Consider the following 10494-nt stretch of genomic DNA (forward strand, 5'->3'; position numbering starts at 1 on the left):
AAAAAAATTCTCCCTCTATTTTTTAAATTAATTATGAAAATATCTTTTGAAAAAATCCAATATTTCTTGAATTTTGCTTTATAAAATCAAAAAAGTTTTTATGATTTAGTTTTACTATTCCCTTCTCCTCGACTAAAACTCCAATAGGTAGATACTGAAGAAGCTCTTTTTTTGTGCCATTTGAATTTAATTTTATTCCAAATACAATCTCATCATTAAGCAATATTGTATTTGTTTTTTTATCTTCTTTAAATCCATCATACTTCATATCATATAAATCTCTCCACATTTGTTGCCCTCTTATATAATAATCATCAATTCTCTCTTCACTAAAATAACTAGGTATTGGCATATCTAATATTTTAAAATACTCTTTAAAAACTTCTCTTGAAGGTTTTAAAATATCATTTGTATCAATTTCATAACCACTATTTAGTTTTTGCTCTAACTTAAATAAAAAGTCTTTATATAAATCATTCCCAAAATCGTGCAATAATGTAGTAAAAATATCATCCATTTCTGATTTTTTTGACACATCAAATGGATTATTTAGTTGAATATAATAGATTCTTCGCATAACTTGAGAGTTTGCACTAAAATCAGTATTACTAGAAGCTATCATACAAGGATATTTACCATCTTTTGCATTTGTTAATTTTTTTATAAAACCTTCTCCCATATAAGAACTAGTTGAACTACTATTTGAACTAAAATAATCTTTTATAATCTCATCAATAAATATAGGCATTAAATTCTCTTCTTCAAAAAAATTATAAATTGTTTGAGGATTTATTTCACTCATTGAAGAGAGTTTTGAACTCTTTGAAAAATGGTAATAATTTCCTAAATTTCCCATAATTTGACTTATAAATTTTAAAAGATGAGTTTTGCCACTTTGAGATTGTCCTGCTATTAACATAAAAAGTGGAACAGCACTTTTTGATTCATCTCTTCCTTGTTGCCACATAATATTTTCTCTAATCTTCCAAATACAAGGTGATGTAAACGCATATAAAATAGCTTCAAAAATTCTCTTTTTTGTAGCTTCTTCTTTATTCATTGTATATTTTGTATATACATTTATAAATTTATCTAAAAGTTCTAATTTTTCTTTTATTATAGTTTTATCACACTCTTTTGTAAATTGCTCAAGAGTATTATCTTCTGATTCTTCACTTTTAATGTAAAAATGGTTCTCTAAAGGACTATAAACTAAGTTCATTCTACTATCTTTGAACTCTTTTATTATAGTTTGTGGTTTTAATACTTTTGTGATTAACTGCTCTTTATTTTTTATAAATTGTGCTGGAGTAATAAAAGTAGTTATCCCCTTTGTTGCTTTTGTTACGATTTCAATTACTGTTTTAGTTTGCTCTATACTTTTAAGCTCTTTTTTTAGATTCTCTTCTTGATTTACTATAACTTTTTTTGTGCTTTCAATATTTTTACTTAAATCTTCAGGTAAAACAACTCCTATTTGAGCATTTTTTAATCTATCTTGTAAAATATCTAAACTATCTTCAGCATTTAAAATGATAATTTTTTCCTCATCTTTTGCTTTTTTTCTTATAATATCAGGTATAAAATCGTTTGTATGTTTTTTTATATCTTCATATCTTTGAAGAAAAATATCTACAATTTTTGAGTTATATAAACTATCATAAACTACTAACTCTTCAAACTGTCTATCTCCACCAAATGCTTTTGTTGAAAAATTTGCACTACCAAATATAACTCTTGTATTATTTGTTTTTAGATTTTTTAAAATATAAATCTTTGAGTGAATAGTTGTACCTGTGCTTGTAAATCTAATAGATACATCATTATTTAATATTTTTGTTAAAGTTTTTTTGTCTAAATTTGAAAAGAAACTACTTGTATAATTTGGATCAAATAAAAATTTTTGAGCATTTTCACCATCTTCAATTCCTAAAAGAAGCTCAATTTTATCAAAATCATTTACTTTATTAAAAAAGTATTTTATAGATGAAACAAAAGTACATACACTAAGAGAGTTAAACTCTTTATTATCAAAAAGATTTTCAATATTTCCTGTATAAACTTCATCATTATAGATGATATTTAAATACTTTACCTGATTGTTGCTAGAAAAAAGTGATGTCATAAAATCCTCCTTTTTTTATCTTTTAAATTATAATAAACCAATAAGACATTTTTCTGTACAAAATTATAGTATTAGTAAATTACCAAAGTAAGTAATTTAAACTTATATTTAATACTTTTTCACTTGTTGCTTCATTATTTTTTGATAAAATAGTTTCCTATACTTTATTTTCATCAATAGAAAAGTTATTTAGCTTATTACAATTACTCATTTATAATTTATTGTTTTTTATTTGAGAATAATTTAAAAATTATTCATCTTCTTCTAACTCTTTTTTTAATTTTTCTATTTCTTCATTAACTTCTAAAATTTCTTCTTTTAGTTTTTTTATTTCAAAATCTTTTGCTTCAACTATCGACATAAGCTCCATTAATTTTTCTTTTTCCTCTTTTGTTAATTTCATAACAACTCCTTTTTAGCATTTTATCTAGCTATATAATCTTTAATAATATATTAAATTGTAAAATAATAACAAATAAAAGCTTTGTAACATTGGCTATTTGTAGACATTTGTTCATAAATGTAACTTAATTAAAAAAGGAAATATAGAAGGTATTCTTTTGTTTCAATGTGTACTTGCCTTCGAACTTTTTACTTCAACAAAAGCTGATGATAGCTTAGTTGAAGCAAGGAGAAAAGGTTTAAAAGAAAAATAATATTTTAAATTTTTATAGCCTATATCTAGCTATATAGTAATGTTTTAATACAATTATTAGATTTAATTAATTGATATTCAACTACTTTTTGAGCTGGATAATAAATGTGTCTTCCTTTTCCTTCTACATATTGAGGGCAGTCATATCCAGATTTTCTTCTTTCATCTAATGTTCTAGTGCTTATAGCTAAGACTTCTGCTACTTGAGCCGAAGTTAAAATTAAACCATATTTTATTATCAAGGCATTGAGCATCATGTCATATAACTTATCTTGCCCAATTATTTGATTATCAAAAGTAGTTATCTTACTAATTTTATCGTATTTATTCATTCTATGTCTCCTATAGTAGCTTATCTTGGTTATCTTCGCTATCCATAAGTTCGAAAATTAATTTATTGTTTTCTTTTGTTAGTCTGGTAGCTTTCCAATACTTATTTTTTCCATTTTGTATAATTTTATTTACTTTATCTTTATTAAATCCTACATTAGTAAGATGTTTTAAAATATCGCTATAAATAGGTTTATCTTCCTCATTTCTTATAAAATTAATGATTAGTTCCCTAATCTCAAGCTCTTCTTTTGTCTCCATTGCATAATCGATATCCACTTTTGAGAGTGTATTATCTTGATTATAAGTAAAAGCAATATAATTTGAAATATTATTTCTATCTTTTAAAGGATGAAATATATAAGTTTGTTTATCGTCATTTCTTTTTAACTCATATGCAAGTGCAATATCTTCCATAAATGCGCTTGAGCCAGCAAAAGCAGAATTAAAATCTTTATTCAATTTATTTTGGTGATGTAAGAAAATTATTGTAGCACCATTTTTTCTAAGTTCTTTTAATATATTCATCATATCAGTTACATCTTTATGAGAATTACGATCTCCTATAATAAAATTTTTTATCGAATCAAAAATAATTAAAAAATCGGCTAAATCTTTCTTTTTTAATTCTGTAATAATTCTATATAGATCCAAATCTGATAATTCAATAAAATAATTAAGTCTATTACCAAACTTATCCTTTACTAAGTCAATATTCCTAGATTTTATGGTGATGTGAGAATTATCACCATCAAGATAAAATACTCTTTTTACTGTTTTAGCATCTAGTAACATATTACATAGTGCTAATGCCATTAATGATTTTCCTACACCTGGTCTTGCTACGAACATTATAATATCATTCTTAATAATAAATTGATCATAAAGGTATTCAATTTTTTTATTTTTCAGTTTTTTAAGATCTAAATCAAAATCACTAATAAATTTTTCAAATTTATCATCAATTTTTTTTAGATTTATTTCGCCATTAAGATTTTCAAATTTTTCTTGTAAATCTTGTAGTTTATTAATTTGATTAAAATTACCTTCTTTAATTTTTGCAGCAACTGTTGTTATTTGTCTTTGTAAACTATATTCTTTTAACTTTTTAATAGAATCAGTAATCGAATCTAAAGGAGTTGCAGCAATAACATCAATATAATATTGCTCATTAATATTTGTTTGATTTGTTAAAAAAACATTATTTTCATCAACTCTTTGATCATTTTTATGAAGTGAAATTATACTATCGTATATAATTCCATGTTGCTCGTAATAAAAATCTTTTGATTCAATAATTTTTAAACAATCTTCTATTTTATCTGTATTATTATTTGTGATAAGAGAACTTAAAATAGCTCTCTCAATTCCTAATAAGCACTCAATACTGTATTTTAAATCATAATTTATATTATTTATCATGCAACACTACCTTCATCAAAAACTAAAGTTAATTGATAGAAATTATTATTTAAAGATTCTTTTGTAATTTTAAATGCGAAACTATATGGATCATAATTTAAAATATCCAAAGATCTAAATCCAAACTTTTCACATATATCTTGAAAATCTTGCATATCAAAATCCATATCTACAATTGAATTTTCCCAGACTTTTTTAAGCCCAATTTTTATTGTTTCTCGATCAATTTTTTCTAAATCTATTTCCTGCACAATTTTTTCAAAAGCATCATCTAAATCTTCCATTTCATACAAATAATTGTTAAATTGTGTATAATTAATCTTTCTAAATGGACTAAAGTAATTTTTAATATTATTTGTTATCCTTGATAGGATCTTATGAATTATTTTAGTATTACTGTCATTTTCTAGATCAAAAAAATATCTCTTATTTATTTGTTTAATCGTAGTTTCAACACCTATTTTGTAAAGATCATCATCTGATAGTTGGATACTAATAAATCCACCAGTTCTTACAAACAAATTAATACATTTTTGGCGCAAATAAAAATCATATAACCATGAATCTTGATTTTTTAGATGAATCAATAATTCATCTTTTCCCATACAATTAATCTTTTGTATTTGAAAATCCTCCAAAATATTGTTATAATCCGATAATAAGTAAGGGATTGATTTTTTTTTAGACATGCTATAGTCTCCTTTATTTTTAATCTCGATCCATTTTCCTTATAAACTTTTGGCGAAGCTGGGGAATTTGGATCGTTTTTTATTTGTGATTTATTGAATCACTGGAAAAAGTTTACCATCAAATATTTTACATGTCAATACTATTTATCTGCTTACATACACCTAATTATCGAACTTATTTAAACTTTAACTAAAATAAATTCAGTATAAAATAACACTTAATTAAGCTATTTTTAAGAATAATGTATATATTTTAATACCATTAGTATATATACAATTTATGTATATTTTTTGTACATATATGAAAAAAATTGTACATAAAATTTTTTAAAAATTGTATTTTTTTATAAAAATATATAGTAAAAATATCTAATTTTTTTGTTTTTTTCTATTTTTTTCAATATTTTTCACTTCTATATTGTTTGCTTTTTCATAAATTTTTATAGCAATTTCTATAGATTCTCTTGTTGTAAGATTTAACTCTCTTTGTAAGAAATCAATTGCATTTTTTGGTTTTTGATTATTTGTTAAATTTTTTATCTTATTATCAACTGTAATTTCATATTTATTTTTATCTAGCTTATAATTTTGAACTGCAAATTCAAGCACAAAATTAGCATCTAATTCTTCTTTTATTTCTGATAGATTTACTTTTTGCGATAATTCTTTGTCCTTTATATTAAGGGTTTGTTGCTGTAAGTCAGTTTTTGCTCTTGGAATAATTATTTCTGCTTTAATACTCTTATTTTTACGCTCTTTTTCAATTAACTTTGCAATTTGACTATTAGCCTCATATATAAAATCTTCATCTCCATATGGTTCTATATTTTCAAGTTTCCAATCTTTTGCAAGTGCTATATCAATCATGATTTTAACTTGCTCTTCTAAATTTGTTGAATTCCTAAGAGATACTATTTCATTACCTGCATCAACTATTTTAATATTTTTGGAAAAATTACTAACAATTACTTCATTATTCTCTTTTTTTACATAATATCCCTCTAATTTATCTTTTATTAGATAATCGTAGTGTTCAACAAATAGTTTTTGTTGATAGCTTAGGTATTTAAAACTATTTTGAATATTTTTATTTGACTTTATTTTAGAATTTTCAGATTCATAGATATTATTTAATTTTTCTTTTGATTTTTTGCTTTTTCTTTTATAGATATTTTCTATTCTAGTTTCATAATAGCTTAGTAAAATATCTTCAAGTTCTTTTTTTGATTTATGTCTTGGAAAGGTTCTATTTTTATCATCTTTTAAAATAAATCTTAAAAAATCTTTACCATTTAGATTTAAAGAGTTTGATTTTTTATTTCTTTCTTGTAGATTTAATATTTTTATATATTTATATGTTTTACTTCCAGCTATTTTAAAATCTCTGTTTTCTTCAAATTTTAGGTCATTTTGTAAAAAGTATAAAAGTTCATCTGCTGTTTTTATATCTTTTAACAGTTCTATCCAATTAGCTCTTGTAATTGCTATTTTACTTTTTATTTTATCTTCTAAATTATTCTCATCTTGAATCTTTTCATCAGTATCGTTTTTTTTATCTTCATCTTTTCTAGGAATTTCAAAGCCATATTTTTTACAAACATAACTTTGTAAAACATCATCTAAAAAAGAGTTATTAAAAAAAGTAGTTCTTAATTGTGTATCATCCAAAGGATTATATTTTGCAATTGCAATATGAATATGAGGAAATCTTTGTCTGTTTTTTTCATTAATTTGAATTTTTGGCATATGGGCTTCAGAGTAAGCAATTACTTCATTTTCCAAGTTATATCCACTTGTATGATGTTTAATATATATAAGAGCTAACTCTTTAAATAGTTCATCTCTTTTTTGCTCATCATCTATTTCATTTAATTTATCCATATCTTCTTGTGAGAAAGATAGAGTGATATGAATATAATTGCTTTCATAGTTTTTATATTTATTTAAATATTTTTCAGTTTGTTTAAAAATTTGAAGATTTCCATATAGAGTAATAGTTTTATCTTTTTGGTCTCTTGTATAAATACTATCTTTTCTAGCACCACTTATTAAATAATCTGCAAATCCCTCTTTTGCTCTGGAAATCCTTGCTAACAATTAAAACTCCTTTTCAAGGATTGAATCTAATTGGTTTTCAATGATAATTAATTTATTAATTAGATTTTTATAGTTATAAGAATCAAGTTTTTCCAGTTGGATTGAATAATTTAATCCATGACTTAGCTGATTGATGTTAACTCCAATTTTATTTATATTCCAAATTAACTCTTTTAAATCTTTTTTATTGTTTATTTTTACATTGATATTTGAAGATGAAATAAATTGTCTTAAAAACTCACTTGAGTTCATATTTGCTTCTTGTGATTTTGAATTCAAAAGATCTTTTAACTCTTTTGATATTCTAAATTTAAACTCATCTTTTTTCATAACAATCCTTTTTAAAAAATGTTTCTTATATATATTCACAATTTTTAGATTTATTTTGATTTTTAAATTTGTTATGCCTTTTAATATTAATAAAATTTTATAGATTATAGAGTTTATATATTTTTTGGATTAAAAATATTTGTATTAATATTTATGTGTAGATAAAGTTTTTGGGATTTTTAAGGGCGAGCCCTTAAAGAACGATGTCATTTGGAGAAACGTAGTGTACCCACAATGGCTGTCGTTCCTATTCTAAAAAACAATTCAAATTTAAACTATATTGTAATAATTACATACTTTTTCATTAAATTATAAAATATATCAAGATTTTATAAACTTATCTAAATCTTTTCAATAAATAATTCAATTTTATACTATTTTACAAATAAATATAATTTATCGCAACTTATTATATATTTAATTAATCTTATTAGTACTTGTAGTACCATCTCTAAATGAGTAAAATGTTATGTATGTATCTGTTATTTTTAAAACTTTAATATCATCAATAAAATCGCCCTCTTTTATGATTTTTTTATTGTCATAAACTAAAATGGTTTTAGAATCTTCAATCATTGTTATAATTCTTTTTTCATTAATAGCCTTGTATAAGTCAGAAAAATTTTCAATTCTATTACTAATTTCATGATATTTATAAAAAAATATTGATGCAAAGAATCCAAGAAATATTGCAATAATTGAGCATAAAATTAAAGCTTTATAGCCAACTATTTTCTTATAAGCTTGTAAATGTTTTTGATCAGATTCTAAAACTTGTTTAAAAAATAAAGAGTTATCTGCAATTTTACTAATATTTGATTCAAGGGTTTTGTTATTCTCAAATGCATTTTTTAAAACTTCTACTACTTTATTATTCAAATAGGTTTCAATCTTTTGCTTTGCATCATTTGATAAATTAGTTGATAATTTTCCTAAAAACTCTTTAGTTGAAGTTAACTCTTTTAATAAAATATCGATATTAATTTTTTCATTTTCCAACTTTTCAAGTCTATTTATATTTGGAGTAATTTTACTATTAAGCAAAGTAGATAGATACTCATATCTATCTACGATATCAATTAGTTCTTGCTCACTAAGTTCTATAACTTTTGCTCTTGCCACAGTTTATCCTTTTATATTAAATTATTTTAATCGAGTTTAAAATTTTCAATAAAAGTGTTGCAATATTTATAAATATGCTCATTAATTCTATTTAATTTTTTATTTTTCAAAAAAATATCTTTTCCTTCTTCAAGCCATGAAGCTTCAATAGAATCAATATTTTCCATAATTAGTTTTGCTTTTAAGTATGCATCTAGAAGTGAGTATTGGTGCTTACTACTTATAATATCTGGTAAATCTGTTTCTAAAATATAGTTTATATTTTTTACTTTATTTTGGAACTCTTCAATTCTTGAAGGCAAGTTAAACTCATCATTTCCAAATAGTGCTTTAAACTTCTCTTTTATTGCTATAAAATCATAATCTGGGCATCTATTTAACACAAGATTTATATTTGCTGTTTCATCAAACTCTAAAATCGTATCAATTGTTTGAATAGCATTATCAACGTTAGAAATACTATTTGTAATTGGAACAATATAAGTTAATCCTTTCAATTCTTTCTCATTTAGAATTCCTAAAACTTTCATTGTATCATCACCTCCTCCACAATCAATTATGTTTATGGAATCATCTTTTGATGTTAGAGTATTAAATTCAACTTCATCAAGTGCGTCTAAACCATCATTTACTCTAAATGTTTTAAATTTAATTTTTTCACTATTGTCAATCAATTTTTTTGAGTTATTGTTATTATCAACTTCAAATATAAATATATTTTTATCTATAAATAATAGAGGTAACTTTTGAATAGAAACCATAGATTTTCCTTCACCACCCTTTGTGTTACACACAACAATAATATTATTTAAACCTCTTTGTACATTTTTTTTAGCCATGATATATTCCTTTTTTATTTTATTTTTTTGGAAGATTTTTTGAAATAAAATCTAAAGTATTATTTGTTAAATCATCAACATTATTCACAATATTTTTAGCATTACTATTAATTTTTGAATCTTTAACACCCGCCCTACTTTTCGAATCAGACTTTGAATCTAAATCTATATTTTCAGAACAAAATAAATATAACAACGATAGGGATAAATCTTTTTCAAACACAGTATTAATCATTAAATGAATCTCTTTTTTTGAGTAAAACCTAAGTAGAGTTTTTATTTCATCTTTTATTAAAAATAAAAACTTTGTTGGTTGAATACTTTTTAGTTCATCTTCACTTAAATAATTATTCAAGATAAACTCTTTTTTCTTTAGTAAAATATTTTTACTTTCCAAACTATTTACTCCTTTTACATATTTTTTCAAAGATTTTTAATCTTCTATATATATTCACAAAATTGTAAAAAAATTTAAAATTGAAAAATTGTGAATATAGTAAACCAAATAAAAAAGGATGTAAGATGGAGTTGTTTAATAACGATAAAAATATTAAGAAGATAGAAGATTTAATTTTTAATCTAGAATTAGATCTATCTAGAATAAAGTCAGACATTTTAAAATTTCAATTTGAGTGTTATGAAAACTTTAAAAAAATAGAAGATTATGAAAATAAAATGCATGAGCTAAAAAGAAGTATTAAGTATGAGAAAATAGAACAAATATTAAGATTATATCAAGATTGTTGAGACGCATGAATTTGGCCACCCAAACGCATAAAGACTTGGCCAGTTGAGGAGTTAAAAAGTATTCTTACAAAATTATATCATAAGTGGCCAAATGTTTTTATTTTTTTGCTAAATATTCTCTCATTGAACCACCTCTTA

Annotated in this window: 11 protein-coding genes; 1 reads left to right on the forward strand and 10 read right to left on the reverse strand. The window is 23.1% G+C overall.

Features of this window, described 5'->3' with window-relative positions:
• Positions 1 to 31: 31 nt before the first annotated feature.
• From CJ670_RS08185 to CJ670_RS08225, 10 genes are all read right to left on the reverse strand, one after another.
• Positions 32 to 2125 carry a phospholipase D family protein gene (locus tag CJ670_RS08185; RefSeq protein WP_105939603.1) on the reverse strand — a complete coding sequence of 698 codons (2094 nt, stop codon included), beginning with the start codon at positions 2123 to 2125 and terminating at the stop codon, positions 32 to 34.
• A 250-nt stretch (positions 2126 to 2375) separates the two neighbouring features.
• Complete coding sequence (locus CJ670_RS10865) at positions 2376 to 2528, reverse strand: hypothetical protein (RefSeq protein ID WP_165596109.1); 153 nt, start codon at positions 2526 to 2528, stop codon at positions 2376 to 2378.
• Between the two features lie 278 nt (positions 2529 to 2806).
• Complete coding sequence (locus CJ670_RS08190) at positions 2807 to 3112, reverse strand: hypothetical protein (protein WP_105939604.1); 306 nt, start codon at positions 3110 to 3112, stop codon at positions 2807 to 2809.
• 10 nt (positions 3113 to 3122) lie between these two features.
• Entirely contained in the window at positions 3123 to 4532 is a 1410-nt protein-coding gene (locus tag CJ670_RS08195) for an AAA family ATPase (protein ID WP_105939605.1), read from the reverse strand.
• A complete protein-coding gene (locus CJ670_RS08200) occupies positions 4529 to 5221 on the reverse strand; it encodes a hypothetical protein (protein WP_105939606.1) in 693 nt (230 codons plus the stop codon). The genes CJ670_RS08195 and CJ670_RS08200 overlap by 4 nt, the downstream gene beginning before the upstream one ends.
• A gap of 369 nt (positions 5222 to 5590) precedes the next feature.
• Positions 5591 to 7318: a hypothetical protein gene (locus tag CJ670_RS08205; protein ID WP_105939607.1), complete on the reverse strand. Its 1728-nt coding sequence runs from the start codon at positions 7316 to 7318 to the stop codon at positions 5591 to 5593.
• Positions 7319 to 7648, reverse strand: a complete 330-nt coding sequence (locus CJ670_RS08210) for a plasmid mobilization protein (RefSeq protein WP_105939608.1) — start codon at positions 7646 to 7648, stop codon at positions 7319 to 7321.
• A gap of 417 nt (positions 7649 to 8065) precedes the next feature.
• A complete protein-coding gene (locus CJ670_RS08215) occupies positions 8066 to 8770 on the reverse strand; it encodes a hypothetical protein (protein WP_105939609.1) in 705 nt (234 codons plus the stop codon).
• 26 nt (positions 8771 to 8796) lie between these two features.
• Positions 8797 to 9609, reverse strand: coding sequence for a hypothetical protein (locus tag CJ670_RS08220; protein WP_105939610.1), 813 nt, complete (start codon positions 9607 to 9609; stop codon positions 8797 to 8799).
• A gap of 19 nt (positions 9610 to 9628) precedes the next feature.
• Entirely contained in the window at positions 9629 to 10006 is a 378-nt protein-coding gene (locus CJ670_RS08225; RefSeq protein ID WP_105939611.1) for a hypothetical protein, read from the reverse strand.
• A 125-nt stretch (positions 10007 to 10131) separates the two neighbouring features.
• On the opposite strand from CJ670_RS08225, the gene CJ670_RS08230 reads away from it, so the two are divergent.
• Positions 10132 to 10356, forward strand: coding sequence for a hypothetical protein (locus CJ670_RS08230; RefSeq protein WP_105939612.1), 225 nt, complete (start codon positions 10132 to 10134; stop codon positions 10354 to 10356).
• Positions 10357 to 10494: the final 138 nt, after the last annotated feature.

This window comes from Arcobacter cryaerophilus gv. crypticus (assembly GCF_002993025.1).
In the GTDB taxonomy this organism is placed as follows: Bacteria; Campylobacterota; Campylobacteria; order Campylobacterales; family Arcobacteraceae; genus Aliarcobacter; species Aliarcobacter cryaerophilus_B.

Coding starts and splice junctions, on each gene's coding strand:
- CJ670_RS08185 (WP_105939603.1), bottom strand. CDS start 2,125: ATGACATCACTTTTTTCTAGCAACAATCAGGTAAAGTATTTAAATATC.
- CJ670_RS08210 (WP_105939608.1), bottom strand. CDS start 7,648: ATGAAAAAAGATGAGTTTAAATTTAGAATATCAAAAGAGTTAAAAGAT.
- CJ670_RS08195 (WP_105939605.1), bottom strand. CDS start 4,532: ATGATAAATAATATAAATTATGATTTAAAATACAGTATTGAGTGCTTA.
- CJ670_RS08200 (WP_105939606.1), bottom strand. CDS start 5,221: ATGTCTAAAAAAAAATCAATCCCTTACTTATTATCGGATTATAACAAT.
- CJ670_RS08230 (WP_105939612.1), top strand. CDS start 10,132: ATGGAGTTGTTTAATAACGATAAAAATATTAAGAAGATAGAAGATTTA.
- CJ670_RS08220 (WP_105939610.1), bottom strand. CDS start 9,609: ATGGCTAAAAAAAATGTACAAAGAGGTTTAAATAATATTATTGTTGTG.
- CJ670_RS08190 (WP_105939604.1), bottom strand. CDS start 3,112: ATGAATAAATACGATAAAATTAGTAAGATAACTACTTTTGATAATCAA.
- CJ670_RS10865 (WP_165596109.1), bottom strand. CDS start 2,528: ATGAAATTAACAAAAGAGGAAAAAGAAAAATTAATGGAGCTTATGTCG.